Here is a 13800-nt window from a genome sequence, read left to right on the forward strand (position 1 = left end):
ACAACGCCATCGAGCGCTCAAATCCACAAGTACTGCAGAACGGCAGTGCGGCGGACTTCCTGAAGAATCTGGTCAACGCCGACGTGATCTGGGACGGCAGCTCCAGACTGTCCTCGACGCTCTCTAGCAGGGCCTAACCGGGCCCCGCGCTCAGCGCGACAAACTCGGCGCCGGTGAGCGCTGCGAGGTCTCGGGGGGACAGCTGGATCGACAACCCCCTCTGGCCACCGGAGACGGTGACGGAGGGCAGCGCGCTGACGGGGGCGTCGATAAGCGTGCGTAACGCCGTGAGAGTGCCGAGCGGCGAGATGCCGCCGACGACGTACCCCGTGGCGCGCTGCGCCCGGGCGGGGTCGGCGAGCGCGGCTTTCTTCCAGCCCAACGCCTGAGCTGCGGCCTTCAGACTCAGACGGCGCGACACAGGAACGCAGCACAGCGCCAGCTCCCGGCCGTGGCCCACTACCAAGGTTTTTAAGACCGCCGACGGGTCGAGACCCAGCTCGGCCGCCGAGTGTTCTCCGAAGTTGTCCTGGGACGGAGAATAGCGCAGAACCTCGTGCGCGGTCCCGCCCACCGCCTCGACAGCTCGGGTTGCTTTCGTCATGGAGAACAACAATAGGGTGTCGGCGCGGCGGCTACAATGGCTCCCATGGCCGAAACGGACGTGCAACAGCGCTTTGCCGAGGAAGCGATGCCCTTGCTGGACCAGCTCTACGGTGGCGCTCTGCGGATGACGCGCAACCCGCAGGACGCAGAAGACCTGGTGCAGGAGACGTACCTCAAGGCGTTCAAGGCGTTCGACAACTACAAGCCGGGTACAAACATGAAGGCGTGGCTGTACCGGATCATGACCAACACCTACATCAACTCGTATCGCAAGAAGCAGCGCCGCCCGTTGGAGACCTCCACCGAAGACGTGACGGACCACCAGCTTTACACGACCAGCTCCCACGACTCGGCGGGGCTGGAGTCGGCCGAGGTCGCCGCGCTCAAGGGCATGCCGAACAGCCGGATCTCCGCTGCTTTTGACGAGCTCAACGAGGACTACCGGATGGTCGTCTACATGGCCGACGTGGACGACATGGCGTACAAGGAAATTGCGGAGGCGCTCGATATTCCGCTGGGCACAGTGATGTCGCGGCTCCATCGGGGAAGAAAACAGCTCCGCACGATGTTGAAAGACGTGGCGAACGAGCAAGGAATCGGCCTGGAGGAGAAGAAGTAATGAGCGCTAACTGCCCGAAGTGCGCCGACGCGCACCGCATCCTGTGCGAGCTGCTTGACTCCGACACCAACCCCGCTCGTGCGGCGGAGATCCGGGGACTCATCTCTGACTGCCCGGAGTGCTTCAGCCGCTACGAGGATGAACTGGCAGCGCGCCTACTGGTGCAGAAATGTTGCGGCGGAGCACAGGCCCCCGACACCCTGAGGCAGCGGATCATCGCCTCGATCACCACAGTCTCCGTCACCGAGATCCGCTACCGCCGCTAAAACGAGAGCACCCTCCGCACCAAATTTGCTGGTGGGAGGGTGCTTGACGCGCTGCAGTTAAGAGTTAGGGCGCTTGCCGCGGTTGGCGCTCTTCTTGCGGCGATCCTTCCGCTTACGACCACGCTTGCTCATGGTGCCTCCTTGTAGGGGTAAAAATAGGTATTGATTCCCCACTTTATCGCCCCGGCGCGCGAGCGCGGAAATCGGGCTGTGGAAGCGGGGATTGAAGTTAGGCGGAGAGGCGTGCGCGGTTGCGGGCGAGCTGCTTGTTGCGGCGCTTGAGTGCGCGGCGCTCCTCCTCGGAGAGACCGCCCCAGACGCCGGCGTCCTGGCCAGTCTCAAGGGCCCACTTCAGGCACTGGGAGGTAACAGGGCAGCGGTTGCAGACGAGCTTCGCCTGCGCGATCTGGGAAAGTGCGGGGCCGGAGTTTCCGACTGGGAAGAAAAGTTCGGGGTCTTCGTCGCGGCAGACTGCTTCGTGGCGCCAATCCATGGTCAATACTCCTTAACTAGAAAATTTGATGTGTTTGTGTCATTCAGTGCGCACCACAACTTCGCCCCGGGATCATCTGGGGTTGCAAATCTTGACTCAACACCGCAGGTGTCGGGCGGAGATTCCCGGTGGTTCCGGGACCCGTCATCCATTTCCCTGCTGTTAACCCCGTGGTGGCCTGGGGTTAAGGGCCAGGTAACCGGCCCGTCGTTTTTGCTACCCGAGAATAATGGCATGTTAATTTGAACTTCGCTAGGCTTACAGGCGAAAATGTGACGGACATCATACAACCAAATTCGCTTGATATAGGTCGGTTCTCTCTTAACAGGCGCATTAGGCCAGGGCGAGAAGGCGTTTGACCTGCTCTTACAAAGTGCCCGGGTGGAGTATGGGTGGGGGTCCGGGGTCAAATCGCCAGGCGCGCCTGTTGCGGGGATACACTAATCGTCGTGACTGAATACCAGAACCGCCGACCTGACCGTGAACGCGCCGAAACGGCTGCTGCGATTGTGCCCGCAATCGTGAAGTTCGGCGCGGCCGTCGTCCTCGTCCAGTGCCTCGCGCTCTTCGGGTACGCGATCTGGTTGATCGTGACTAATCTGCGCGGGGCCACCGCGTCGAGCTTGGAATCCGACTCCGCGGCCACCGACTTCGTCGGCATCGGCACAGCGGTCTTCCTGCTCGTCGTCTTCGGTTTCGTCGCCTTCCACGCGGCCCGCACGCTGGCGGGTCAGCCGTCCGGGAGAGGGGCGATCGTGCTCATAGAGGGTATCTTGCTGGGTGTCGCGGTGTATATGTTCAGCGGGGGTGCCATTCTCCTGGGCATCGTCACCGCCGTCTCGGCGCTGCTCGCGTTGGTCGGTGTGTTCCACCCGACCGCGGTGGAATACTGGGCCGCGCGATATGAAATCCGGATGGCTGGCAGGTAACCGCTGCCGCCTAGCGGGCCGCGAGCACGACAACCTCGCCGTCCCGCTTCTCGACGACCGCATCGCCGGCCGACCCCAGCCCGATGCTTCCGGTGTAACCCCCGCGGTTGACCGGGATGACCGTTTCAACCTGAGTGGAGTCCCAGTTCGCCACAGCCACGCCGTCCGCAGTGGCGAAAAGGAGTCGGTCGCCTGCAGCCACTCCGGGGCCCGCCGCGTCAGCGAAGGAACCGGTGAGGGCCAAGTCGCCAGGCTCGAAGAGGAACAGAGTTCCGTCTTCGTAATACGACATATGGTGGGGGAGGTCACTGGTAGTGCCAGTAGTGCCGGTAGTACTGGCAGCGCCGGTCGGCGCGAGGACCGGGCTCACAGCGGTTCCGTTGCCCTCCTTGTCGTAGGCCTGCACCTCGCCGGCGGTGGGGTCGACCACGGCTGCGCCATCCGGTGAGACCGCGACCAGGTACGCGCCCGAGGGAATTGGAATATTGGCATCGATCTCGGGCTTGCGCGAATCCTCCGGAGTTGCCTTCTGCAGCCGGAGCCACGAACCGTCGTCGCACTGCTCTGTCACCGCGAGCAATTCCTTGCGAGTCAAAGCCGAGGTGATGGTGCACTGGTTCGGCTGCATGTCCGATTCCTGGGGTGCCTCCACGCGGCCGTACTCCACGGTGCGGACCAGATCCGAGCGCCACAGCTCGGCCCGCTCCGGGCTCCAATAACCCTGGCGGTCGTTGGAACCGAGCGACGTGACGTGATCCGGGGCCACCGACGCCCGGGTCCCCGCGTACTCGCCGGAAAGGGCATCGATGGCGACGACATCGCCACAGCCTGCGTTGCCCCGGTAGGTGGCCACGACTTTGCCCCATGCCTCACCGAGCGCGCACAGTTGCCGGTCCCGCCTGTAGGTCCACACGGTCTCGCCGTCCGGTGACGTGGCGGTCAGAGTGTCGTCCGCATGTGTGATGATCAACCCCTCGGCGATCACGGGCGCGATGCCGGGGGAGGTGTCGGGGAGGCGGAAAGACTCCGAGAGCGTTTGCGGGGGCGTCGACAAGCTGGCGACGCTTTCCCGCTCCTCTGCCGCGGGCGCGAGCTCGGCCGAGCGAATGGGCGCTGAAAAATAGGCCGCTCCTACCAGCGCCAGGGAGCCGGCGGCGATGGTTGCGGCGGCGGCGAGGTCCCCGCGCGTTCGTCTCAGCGGTGCGCTCAACGGCGTTTCCTTTCTCGTGGACGGCGGTTAGCGGGCTCGCCGTGGACCTTGACGGCCTGGCCGACGCGCTCGGCGGCGGAGTCGGGGATGTTCAGTGCCTGGTACAGCTGCGGTGACGTGGAGAACCACGCTGGCGGCTGCGGAATTTCGAGACCGAGCTCGGTGTTGATCGCCGCCCACTTGTGGGCCTCATCGAATCCGACCAGTGTCACAGCCGTGCCGGAGTGGCCCGCCCGGCCCGTGCGCCCGATGCGGTGTACGTAGGTCATTGGGTCATCCGGGGTCTGGTAGTTTATCACGTGGGTGACCTCGTCAACGTCGATGCCGCGTGCGGCGACATCGGTGGCGACGAGAATCTCCACCTCACCGCTGCGAAACGCCTCGAGCGAACGCTCGCGGGCTCCCTGCCCCAGGTCGCCGTGCACGGAGCCGACCGCGAAACCGCGGCCCGCTAGGTCCTCGGCGACCTCCGCGGCGGTGCGTTTGGTGCGCGCGAAGATGATCGTTCTCCCGCGTCCCTCCGCTTGGAGGATGCGGGCGGTGACCTCGGGTTTGTCCATGCGGTGGGACTGGAACACCACCTGGCGCGTCGTAGCGTGTGTGCTGGGGGTGTCGGCAGTCTCTGCGCGGATGTGGACGGGCCGATTCATCAGTGAGCGGGCCAGGGTGAGGATGGCTCCTGGCATCGTCGCGGAGAACAGCAGCGACTGCACCTGCTGGGGCAACGCGGACCACAGTTTCTGAATGTCTGGCAGGAAACCGAGATCGAGCATTTCGTCGGCCTCGTCGAGCACGAGGATGGCCACCCGGTCCAAGCGGAGTTCACCGCGGTCGTGCAGGTCGATGAGGCGGCCCGGGGTTCCTACCACGACGTCGACTCCCTCGTGCAGGGCTGCGATCTGCGTCTCGTACGGGCGGCCGCCGTAGACAGTGGTGACACGTACGGGGGTGTACTTCGCCGCGCGCAGCAGGTCCTCACCGACCTGCACTGCGAGCTCGCGGGTGGGGACCACCACCAGCGCACGGGGAGTGCCGTCGAGCTCCTCTATGTCCGCGTCGTCGAAGACCCGGTCCAGCAGCGGAATCCCGAAAGCGTATGTCTTGCCCATGCCGGTGCGGGCCTGGCCGATCAGATCCTTGCCGGCCAGGGCGAGGGGTGCGGCGAGCTCCTGGATGGAGAAAGTGTGGGTAATACCGAGCTCCTCCAGCGCGTCGACAATTTCTGCCGCGACCCCGAGCTCAGCAAACGTCGGCGGGACTGTCTCGGCGGTGTCAGCTGGGTAGGGCACACGCTCATCTTAGCCCCGGCCGATACAATAGGGCCGACTGTGATACCGCTAATGAGAAAAGGACAGTGAATAGACGCACATGGATATCAGGATCGGACTTTCCGACAGCCCGCGCGAGCTCGCTGTGTCCAGCAGCGAAACCCAGGAAGACGTCCTCGCTCGGGTGAACACCGCGATTGCGGAGGGCCACCCGACGCTGGTTCTCGAGGACGAGAAGGGGCGCAAGTTCCTCCTCCGTACCGACCGTGTCGCCTACGTGGAAGTGGGCAACTCCAGTGCGCGTTCGGTTGGCTTCGCCCGCTAGCACACGGCTACATTAAGAATCTATGACCCACAGGCATCCCCGGGAACCGGACCGCGGTTCGGAGAGCGCGCAGGAGCCCTTCTTCGTGCGCTTCGCCCACGAGTACGGCTGGCGTGCCTACGCGATCCCGGTGCTCGCCGTCATCACCGTCTGCGTGCTCGCCAACATGGCCGCGAACCCGGATGATGCGGCGGTTGCCGCGCCTGCGGCCGAGACGGTAGCGGTGGACACGGGCGTCGCAGGAGGCCGCGGTGAGGGGTCGGCCTCCAGGGAGCCGGCCACGCTTCCGGAGGGCGACCTTGGGTTGGAGGACCTCCCGCCAGGTGGGCCGTTCACCGAGGACGGCGAGGGCACGTATCGCGAGGTGGGTGTCCCCGGGACCGCCGCGGGTTCCGGCGACGAACTGGTGCTTCGCTATGCCGTCGAAGTCGAAAACGGCTTAGACACCAGCAGGTACGGCGGGGACGACGCGTTCGCCACGCTTGTCGACGCCACCCTGGCGGACCCGCGCGGTTGGACCAATGACCCGCGCTTCGGTTTCGAGCACGTCGCTGGCAACCAAGATCCCGACTTGCGCATCCGGCTCACCTCGCCGGGAACGACCAAGGACAACTGCGGCGGCAGCCTCGGTTTGGAGACGAGCTGCCGCACCATGGCAACGGGGGAAAGCACGGTAGTGATCAATGAGGCGCGCTGGGTGCGCGGGGCCTCGCCTTTCCAGGGAGACCTGGGCAGCTACCGCCAGTACCTGATCAACCACGAGGTGGGGCATGCCCTCGGTTTCGCCGAACATGTGGCGTGCCCGGCCACCGGTGAGCTAGCACCGATCATGATGCAGCAGACGCTCAGCCTCAACAATGCCGAGCTACACAGCCTGGACCACGACGAGGTTTATCCGGATTCCGATGAGACGTGCCGGGCCAATCCGTGGCCGTACCCGCGCCCGGCTGTCTTGTAGGGGAGGGCTTCTACGTTGATAATTCCGCAGCACGTCCTGGCAGCTTTCCAGCTTGACGGAATTGTGCCAGTCTCCGCGGGGGCGGCCTGGGATCACGGCGCCCGGTTTGACCGGGTCGTCGTCGCGCCCGCCACGGCGACGTCCGCGTGGTCGGCGAAGGTCCGCGAGCGCTTTACCTCCACCGGTGTGCGCGTTGCCCGCCCGGTGCGGGCGACCGACGGACGGGTGGTGGTCGGGGGGTTCAAGGCCAACGACCACATCATGGGGGACGTGGCGGCACGCGCCGACGAAGCTATCGCCGCCGCGCTTGCTTTCGACGCTGCTATGGCGGGTGTGGAGGCCCCCGCCGTGGAGCGAGCGGATTCGTGGGCCGAAGCCGATCGCGCAGTGTGGGAGGGGGTGCCCGCGGCAAGCGCCGCGGGTGTCGCGCATCTCGACTTTTTCGCGTGCTGCGTCTTTTCTGGCTCGCTCCCGCCCGCTTTGACGGACATCGTCCCCTCCGCGGAGGCCCGCCCGCTCGGGTACACGGCGGCGCTCGTGCTTGTCGACGCGTTGCTGACCGACGCGGTGGATGACCGCGTGCTTTCCCGGTGGGCGCACATCCCAGACGTCAATTCCCTGGCACTGCGTGCGTTGGAATACCGCCAGATCACAAGCGGCTCAGCTTCCGAGTTTGTGAACAAACGTTCGAAGTTCGACGAGGTTCGCGCCCAGCTCATGTCTGCCTGAAGTGGCAGAATCAGGGCCATGGTGGCAGTGAACTCGATTCCCCAACCTCCGCGGGCGTACCTTGTGCCGAGGACGCGCAGCGTCGATAAGCGCTGCTGGAGCCACGATCTCCCGGCGGAGGGTCTATGGAAGGTGACCGGTGAGGCGGGCTCGGGTGTGACCAGCTTCCTCATCGACACTGTTGTGCGCGTAATCGGGGACGGTGCCGATCCGCGGGGCATTCTCGTTCTGGCCTCGTCGAAGGAGTCCGGTGCCCGTCTGCGCGTGGAGCTGTCGGACAGGTTGGCTGACTCGGGGTTCGTGATCGACGAACCCATGGTCCGTTCCGTCCATTCGCTGGCGTTCGCAATGCTGCGCCAAAACCTCGACGCGAATGTCCGCCTGATTTCGGGAGCGGAGCAAGACGCGGTGTTCCGCCAGCTGCTCCAGGGCCATGTCGAGGACGGGCGCGGCACGTGGCCGACGGAGCTGCGCCCCGCGCTTCCCCTGGTGGGGTTCGCCCGCCAGCTGCGGGATTTTCTTCTCCGCGCCGTCGAAAGGCAGCTCACACCCGGAGACCTCAGGGAGCTGGGAGCCCGGCACAACCGGCCTATATGGGCCGCCGCGGGTGACTTCCTCCGCGAGTACGAGCAGGTGATGGCGCTCAACCCGGCACGCTCCATCAGCGCTTCCGAGCTTGCCTCGGCTGTACTTTCTACGGAAGTGCCGGACCGGTGGCACACGGTGATCGTGGATGACGCACAGCACCTCGCCCCGGCTTCGGGCGAGCTCGTCCGCCGGCTGCTCGAAAAAGCAGCCCTCGGTGTGGTGGGCGGCGATGCGAACCAGTCTGTGTACCACTTCCGCGGCGCGTCCCCCAACTTCTTCCGCGACGTAGGCGGGTTAAAGCACACGGTCATCGACCTCGGCGCAACCCGCAGGGCTCCCGAGAGAAGGGCAGCGGTGTGCGATTCAGCCGCCGCGCAGCAGGCGCTTATCGCGGACGAGCTGCGCCGCGGCCACTTGGAGGAGGGGGTCGCCTACCGGGACATGGCCGTCGTCGTCCGCTCCACGTCGTTGATCGAACCGGTGCGCAGGTCGCTGCTGCACGCAGGGGTGCCCGTCGTGCTCAACCCCACCGACGTGGTGCTGAGTGAGCAGCGGATTGTCGCGGCGCTCATCCTCGGCCTGCGGGCGCTGACGGAGAACCTTTCAGCGTCCGAGTGGCGGGACCTCCTGCTCGGCCCAGTTGGGGGCACCGATCCCGTAACACTGCGCCGCCTGCTGAGGGGATTGCGGCGCTGGGAACCGGAGGGCCGGGCAGAAGACACGTTGCGGCGTCTACTGAGCTCTGGGCAGCAACTGCCGGACTTCGGGTCCGTGTTGACCGACCGCGAGCTGTCCATCCTCCATCATGTGCGCGGAGTCCTGGACGCCGGACGGGCGGTGTTGGACGTGGGCAGCGTCGAGGACGTCCTCTGGGCTGTGTGGAACGCGACGGGGTTGTCCAACAGGTTGCTCGCTGCAGCGTTGCGGGGAGGGGCGACCGGATCCCAGGCTGACCTGGACCTCGATGCCGTGATGGCGCTTTTCGACGCCGCTGGCGACTTCGTCGAGCGGCGCGCCAACTCCGGGGTGGAGGGGTTTGTCACCTACATCTCCGAGCAGGAGTTGCCCACCGGGGTGAGGGACCGGCGCACAGCGACGCCGGACGCGGTCGCGCTGCTGACCGCCCATGGCGCCGCGGGCCGCGAATTCCACACCGTCGTCGTCGCGGGGGTGCAGGAGCTGCAGTGGCCTTCGCTGTCGGAAACAGGCACGGTGTTCAAGCAAGAGGAGTTGGTCGACCTCGTAGACAACCAGGTCGACCCCGCGGTGCCCGTCAGCCGGAAGGTAGAGAGACTGGAGGAGGAATCCCGGCTGTTCGCCGTCGCCACCAGCCGTGCCACAGACAGGCTGCTGGTGACGGCCGTGGACGACCCGGACGGTGACGAGCTCGTGCAACCCTCCCGGTTCGTCGAGCAGTTCTGCGCGGCGCACCACCTGCGGCAGGTCACGGTGACCACCGCTGGCAGTGCCCCGGTTGCTCCCGCAGAGGGCGCGGTCGCTGTTCGGGTGCTGGCGCACGACGATCTGATCGCCGAATTGCGGCGGGTGGTTCGCGATCCCGGGGCGGGGGAGGCGGGGCGTCGGCAAGCGGCCCGCCAGCTCGCCCGCCTCGCGCACGCGGGGGTACCAGGCGCTGACCCAGGGCAGTGGTGGACGACCACGGAAGTATCCGTCTCGGAGGGGTTGCCGGTGCCGACGCGTCTTTCGCCGTCCCGCATCGAAAGCCTGCTGGCCTGCCCCATGCGGGAGGTGTTGCAACGGATGGTCGGGCTCGACTCGTCGCTGAACATGGTGTGGGGCTCGATGGCGCATGCGTACTTCGAAGCGGTCGGCCGCGGAGTCGACGAGGCTGTCGCCCGCCGGGCTGTGCTCGAAGCGCGCAGGAGCGTCGACGACTCCCCGGCCTGGAAGCTCGAGCGCGAGATCGCGGAGTTCGACGCGATGCTCGGCCGGGCGCACACCTGGCTGCTGACCTCGCGGGCGGTATTTGAACAAGTCGCTGTAGAGGCCGCGATCGACGTTGAAGTAGCACCTGACCTGCGAATCGTCGGCCGCGCGGACCGCATCGAACGGGAAAACAGCGGGGCCTTGCACATCGTCGATTTCAAGACCGGATCCGGTGTGCCCAGCAAACGCGACGCTGAGGAAAACACCCAGCTTGAGGCGTACCAGCTGGCACTGTCCCGGGGAGTGTTCGACGGGGAGAAGGTCACCACCGCCTCCGCCGGGGACACACCTGCGGAGGTCGGAGGGGCAGTGCTCTTGTACCCGAAGAAGGAGACCAAGGCTGGCGCGTCGACGAGGCAGCAGGCCCCTAAGAGCGAGGAACGTCTCGCCGAGTTCGCCAACCTGATCACCCCGTTGCCCTTGCTCATGTCGGGCCCGGAGCTGCTGGCCGCGACGGGCCAGCAGTGCGAGAGGTGTGCGGTGCGCGCACTGTGCCCAGTACAACCCGAAGGACAGGTGGTCACCCGTGGCTGACGCAACCCAAGCAACCATGAGCCCGACAGTTCTGTCGAAATATCTGGGTCAGGCATACCCGCCGACCGACCAACAGGCCGATGTGATCGGCGCGGACCCGGGGCCTTTGCTCGTCGTCGCGGGCGCCGGGGCAGGTAAGACGGAAACGATGGCGTCGCGCGTTGTATGGCTCGTGGCCAACGGTTTCGCCCGGCCGGAAGAAGTTCTCGGCTTGACCTTCACGCGCAAGGCGGCCCAAGAGCTGAGCAAGCGCGTTCGCGACCGGTTGAGCGTTCTCGCGTCGAACGACGCCCTCTTGAACCGCCTCGATCCCTCCGGGGAGCTGGCGAAGTCGCTTGAGGTGATCGCCCCAACGATCTCCACCTACGACGCATACGCCGGGGACCTGATCCGTGAGTACGGTCTCCTCGTCCCTGTCGAGCCCGATGCGCGCCTGATCACCGACGCGGAACTGCACGCGATCGCCCGCGAGGTGATCCTCGACTTCCGTGGTCAGCTAGTGTCCGGCACCGGGAAAAACCCCGCGATTTCGACGGTGATCGAAGATGTGCTCGGTCTCGTGACCTCGATGGGTAACTCTCTGGTCTCCCCTGCGTTTGTGCAGGAGCAGGCGCACGTTTTCCTCGCGGAAACTGAAGCGCTGCCGGGCAAGGGCGACCCGGCAAAGTTCACCGCGGACATGACCAAGTGGCGCGACGCCCAGGAGCTGCGACGGGCCTACTTGCCCGTGGTGGAGGAACTGGGTAACGAGCTGCGCGCCCGCGGCGTCGTCACATTCAACGAACAGATGTCTGTGGCGGCCCAGCTCGCTCACGGGCATGGTGCCGTGGGTGAATCCCAGCGCCAACGTTTCCGGGTGGTCATGCTGGATGAGTACCAGGACACATCCCACGCCCAGCGAGTCCTGCTGCGGAGCCTGTTCGGCGAAGGCCGCGACGCGCGTGAGTCATCATCCGTGCAGCGTCACGCTCTGACGGTCACCGCCGTCGGTGACCCGATGCAGGCGATCTACGGGTGGAGAGGCGCCACCGCTGCCAACCTCGCGGCGTTCGTCGAGGACTTCCCGAAGCCGGACGGCTCCCCGGCGCAGAAGAAGCAGCTCACGACCTCGTGGCGCAACCCGCCGGAGGTGCTCGAATTGGCGAACCGGGTCTCGGACACCCTGCTGGGCACAGGTAGCGACCGGGCGGTCGCCGCCCTGAGCTCGCGCCCGGGCGCCGGCGCGGGGGAGGTCATCATGGGTTTCTTCGAGCACGAACACGAGGAGATCGCGTTCGTGGCCGACAATCTGGCACACCAATATGCGGAGTGCGTCGCGCGCGGCGAGGAATTTTCCGCCGCAGTGCTGGTGCGCGCCAACAAGACCTCTCCGGAGGTGGCGGAGGCTTTGGAGGCCCGGGGCGTCCCCTACGAGATCGTGGGCCTTGCGGGTCTCCTCGACGTCCCGGAGGTCGCCGATGCTGTCGCCATCGCCTCCATGCTTGTCCGGCCGGGAGATTCCGCTTCCGCGCTGCGGATCCTCTCAGGCCCCGCCGTCGGCCTGGGGTTGAAGGATCTGGATGCTCTCGCCCGGCGCGCGGCCAACCTGCGGGGCAGTAACAGCACCCCCGCTGTTGACGAGGATGACCCAGTCGAGCGCTTCCACGCGCAACTGAACGAATCCGTCGAGGAAGCGAAGAAGATCACCGCCGGAGCCGATACACCTGCGGGGCTGACCGACGCCGTGGCAGATCTCGGGGAGCCGGAGCGTTTTACTGAAAAGGGGCTCGCACGCCTGAAGGATCTAGCAGCGAAACTCCGGTGGTTGCGCACCCACTCCCTAGGCAAGCGCCTGCCGGATGTTTTCGCCGACATCGTCAGCGTGTTCGGCATCCGTACGGAGGTGCTCGCGCGGCCGTCGACAACGGGCACAGTCCACCTGGACCGTCTGATGGACGAGGTGGCGAACTACCCCGGCGCTAGCCTGCTGTCCTTGCTCGACTACTTCGAGCTCGCCCGGGAGCACGAGGACGGTTTGGCCCCCGGCAATGTCCCGGTCCGTTCAGACCGCGTCCAGATCCTCACGGCGCACAAGGCGAAGGGCCTCGAGTGGGACACGGTGGCGGTCGTCCGCGCGGACAGGGAAACGTATAAGGGCCGGAACGAGACGTTCCTGACCCAGCCGAAGCTAGTTCCCGACGAGGAGTTTGACGCGTTCGAAGGGGTGGAGGACCGTACCGAGTTCGGGCAAGCGGCCAAGGCGTACCTCGCCGCCGCGGGTACAAAACTGGAAGAGGAATCCGCCAGGCTGTTCTATGTCGCCGTGACCCGCTCGGGGCGCAAACTGATCGTCACCGGATCCAGCAAGAAACCCGGGCGACAGAAGGAAGCCGAGCCCTATGAGCACTTCCTGGCCATCCGCGAGCTGGTACGGGACGAGTGCGTCGCCGAGTGGTTCGACGGAGGCGCCGTGGAGGACGAAGAGACCGCCGACGCAGCGGCCGAGCGGGAAGGGGTCTGGCCGCACCTCAAGGTCGAACCGGAGGACGCGGAAGCGGCCAGCTTGGTGGCCGCGGCGATGGAAACGCTACCCGGCCTGTCCGACGGTGAACTGTATGAGCTGTGGGAAAGAGACACCACCGCGCTCATCGAGGAGCACCTCGCGGCTGCCAGCCCCGAGGTGCCGGTCATGCTGCCAGGTGAGCTCACCGCATCTGATGTCGTCGCGCTCAAGGCGGACCCAGAACAGTTTGCGCGCCGTGCCCGACGGCCCGTCCCTTTCAAGCCGAATTCCTACGCCAAACGGGGAACCGCGTTCCACGAGTGGCTCGAGGAATTTTACGGGGCCCGGCCACTTTTGACCGAAGATGAGCTCCCCGGCAGTGACGAGGCGGACGTCGACAAGCAGACCCTCGAGCGGCTCAAGGCCAACTTCGAATCGAGCAGCTGGGCGGGCCGGACACCGGCATTCGTGGAGCACCCTTTCGAACTCGCGCTGGGAGCGTCTGTGGTGCGCGGCCGGATGGATGCGGTGTTCCAGAATGAGCAGGGGTGGACGGTCGTGGACTGGAAGACGGGAATGAAGCCTGCGAAAGCACAGATGGAGAGCGCGAAGCTTCAGCTCGCCGTCTACCGGGAGGCGTGGCGGCGCATCGCGGGGGACGGACGGGACGTGCGCGCGGTGTTCTTTTACGTGCGCACCGGTGAGGACTATGCGCCGTCGGATCTGCCGAGCGCGGACGAACTCGAACAGCTGCTTCAGCAATCGGCGGCTGAAGGGATAGAGTTCCTCCCAGACTCTCCCGAGGAAAGGGATTAACCAGCAGTGAGACTCTTCCGCAGGAGCCCC

13 protein-coding genes are annotated in these 13800 nt (G+C 65.8%); 8 read left to right on the top strand and 5 right to left on the bottom strand.

What is annotated here, in order from left to right; translation table 11 throughout:
* Positions 1-133 precede the first annotated feature (133 nt).
* On the bottom strand, positions 134-604 hold the full coding sequence (locus G7Y29_RS02615) for an aminoacyl-tRNA deacylase (protein ID WP_165004811.1): 471 nt from the start codon (positions 602-604) through the stop codon (positions 134-136).
* A 45-nt stretch (positions 605-649) separates the two neighbouring features.
* On the opposite strand from G7Y29_RS02615, the gene G7Y29_RS02620 reads away from it, so the two are divergent.
* Together G7Y29_RS02620 and G7Y29_RS02625 are read left to right on the top strand one after the other, a co-directional pair.
* Positions 650-1225, top strand: coding sequence for a sigma-70 family RNA polymerase sigma factor (locus G7Y29_RS02620; RefSeq protein WP_165004813.1), 576 nt, complete (start codon positions 650-652; stop codon positions 1223-1225).
* A complete protein-coding gene (locus G7Y29_RS02625; protein WP_235933598.1) occupies positions 1225-1491 on the top strand; it encodes a mycothiol system anti-sigma-R factor in 267 nt (88 codons plus the stop codon). The genes G7Y29_RS02620 and G7Y29_RS02625 overlap by 1 nt, the downstream gene beginning before the upstream one ends.
* A gap of 57 nt (positions 1492-1548) precedes the next feature.
* Here the strand turns inward: G7Y29_RS02625 and G7Y29_RS11000 are convergent, their stop codons facing one another.
* Both G7Y29_RS11000 and G7Y29_RS02630 read right to left on the bottom strand, forming a co-directional pair.
* Positions 1549-1623: a 50S ribosomal protein bL37 gene (locus G7Y29_RS11000; RefSeq protein WP_095066802.1), complete on the bottom strand. Its 75-nt coding sequence runs from the start codon at positions 1621-1623 to the stop codon at positions 1549-1551.
* Between the two features lie 97 nt (positions 1624-1720).
* Positions 1721-1984, bottom strand: coding sequence for a WhiB family transcriptional regulator (locus G7Y29_RS02630; RefSeq protein ID WP_165004815.1), 264 nt, complete (start codon positions 1982-1984; stop codon positions 1721-1723).
* Between the two features lie 449 nt (positions 1985-2433).
* Between G7Y29_RS02630 and G7Y29_RS02635 the strand changes: the two genes are divergently transcribed.
* Entirely contained in the window at positions 2434-2913 is a 480-nt protein-coding gene (locus tag G7Y29_RS02635; RefSeq protein WP_165004817.1) for a hypothetical protein, read from the top strand.
* Between the two features lie 10 nt (positions 2914-2923).
* Here the strand turns inward: G7Y29_RS02635 and G7Y29_RS02640 are convergent, their stop codons facing one another.
* Both G7Y29_RS02640 and G7Y29_RS02645 read right to left on the bottom strand, forming a co-directional pair.
* Complete coding sequence (locus G7Y29_RS02640; RefSeq protein ID WP_165004820.1) at positions 2924-4123, bottom strand: Rv3212 family protein; 1200 nt, start codon at positions 4121-4123, stop codon at positions 2924-2926.
* On the bottom strand, positions 4120-5412 hold the full coding sequence (locus tag G7Y29_RS02645; RefSeq protein ID WP_165004822.1) for a DEAD/DEAH box helicase: 1293 nt from the start codon (positions 5410-5412) through the stop codon (positions 4120-4122). Before G7Y29_RS02645 ends, G7Y29_RS02640 begins: the two co-directional genes overlap by 4 nt.
* Positions 5413-5491: 79 nt before the next feature.
* Between G7Y29_RS02645 and G7Y29_RS02650 the strand changes: the two genes are divergently transcribed.
* Genes G7Y29_RS02650 through G7Y29_RS02670 form a run of 5 tightly spaced genes read left to right on the top strand, consistent with a single transcriptional unit; the run spans position 5492 to position 13770 of the window.
* On the top strand, positions 5492-5716 hold the full coding sequence (locus G7Y29_RS02650; RefSeq protein WP_165004824.1) for a DUF3107 domain-containing protein: 225 nt from the start codon (positions 5492-5494) through the stop codon (positions 5714-5716).
* 22 nt (positions 5717-5738) lie between these two features.
* Positions 5739-6674: a DUF3152 domain-containing protein gene (locus G7Y29_RS02655; RefSeq protein ID WP_165004826.1), complete on the top strand. Its 936-nt coding sequence runs from the start codon at positions 5739-5741 to the stop codon at positions 6672-6674.
* A gap of 15 nt (positions 6675-6689) precedes the next feature.
* On the top strand, positions 6690-7403 hold the full coding sequence (locus G7Y29_RS02660) for a hypothetical protein (protein ID WP_196820170.1): 714 nt from the start codon (positions 6690-6692) through the stop codon (positions 7401-7403).
* A gap of 18 nt (positions 7404-7421) precedes the next feature.
* Entirely contained in the window at positions 7422-10472 is a 3051-nt protein-coding gene (locus G7Y29_RS02665; RefSeq protein WP_165004828.1) for an ATP-dependent DNA helicase, read from the top strand.
* 16 nt (positions 10473-10488) lie between these two features.
* Positions 10489-13770 carry an ATP-dependent helicase gene (locus G7Y29_RS02670; protein ID WP_165004906.1) on the top strand — a complete coding sequence of 1094 codons (3282 nt, stop codon included), beginning with the start codon at positions 10489-10491 and terminating at the stop codon, positions 13768-13770.
* The last annotated feature ends 30 nt before the right edge of the window (positions 13771-13800 follow it).

Source organism: Corynebacterium qintianiae, assembly GCF_011038645.2.
GTDB classification, from domain to species: Bacteria; Actinomycetota; Actinomycetes; order Mycobacteriales; family Mycobacteriaceae; genus Corynebacterium; species Corynebacterium qintianiae.

Coding starts and splice junctions, on each gene's coding strand:
- G7Y29_RS02615 (WP_165004811.1), bottom strand. CDS start 604: ATGACGAAAGCAACCCGAGCTGTCGAGGCGGTGGGCGGGACCGCGCAC.
- G7Y29_RS02620 (WP_165004813.1), top strand. CDS start 650: ATGGCCGAAACGGACGTGCAACAGCGCTTTGCCGAGGAAGCGATGCCC.
- G7Y29_RS02625 (WP_235933598.1), top strand. CDS start 1,225: ATGAGCGCTAACTGCCCGAAGTGCGCCGACGCGCACCGCATCCTGTGC.
- G7Y29_RS02630 (WP_165004815.1), bottom strand. CDS start 1,984: ATGGATTGGCGCCACGAAGCAGTCTGCCGCGACGAAGACCCCGAACTT.
- G7Y29_RS02650 (WP_165004824.1), top strand. CDS start 5,492: ATGGATATCAGGATCGGACTTTCCGACAGCCCGCGCGAGCTCGCTGTG.
- G7Y29_RS02655 (WP_165004826.1), top strand. CDS start 5,739: ATGACCCACAGGCATCCCCGGGAACCGGACCGCGGTTCGGAGAGCGCG.
- G7Y29_RS02665 (WP_165004828.1), top strand. CDS start 7,422: ATGGTGGCAGTGAACTCGATTCCCCAACCTCCGCGGGCGTACCTTGTG.
- G7Y29_RS02670 (WP_165004906.1), top strand. CDS start 10,489: ATGAGCCCGACAGTTCTGTCGAAATATCTGGGTCAGGCATACCCGCCG.